Source organism: Photorhabdus sp. RM96S, assembly GCF_042879335.1.
GTDB classification, from domain to species: Bacteria; Pseudomonadota; Gammaproteobacteria; order Enterobacterales; family Enterobacteriaceae; genus Photorhabdus; species Photorhabdus kayaii.
The window spans coordinates 1-287 of sequence record NZ_JBHFKT010000241.1 but is presented as its reverse complement, the minus strand read 5'-3'; the positions used below and the strand labels follow the sequence as shown (position 1 = coordinate 287).

At 62.7% G+C, this 287-nt stretch carries 1 protein-coding gene; it reads left to right on the top strand.

The features are described 5' to 3' along the window. Positions 1 to 76: 76 nt before the first annotated feature. On the top strand, positions 77 to 287 hold a 211-nt coding region (locus ACGF49_RS25170), incomplete at its 3' end, for a hypothetical protein (protein WP_387493511.1).

Below are 287 nucleotides of genomic sequence, written 5' to 3'. Positions count from 1 at the left end.
GCGCGAGCAGATGCTGGCCATCATGACCTCGTTTCAGCCCCGTTTTAGTGATGAGCCATAATGTCCGGGAGGGGTCATGAGTGTATTGATGATGGCCTGGCTGGGGGCCGGTGCCGCGCAGCGCGCAACCAGACCAGAGACGACCGCCGCGGGGAATGCTCCGCCACCGACCGAAAGCAGCGCGTCGGCCGATACGGCGCTGAATTATCTGGAAAGTGAGGATTTTCAGCGTCATTCGCTGGCGGCGGCGATAACGTATACCGTTGCGGTAGGCGGCGCCTCCGCCG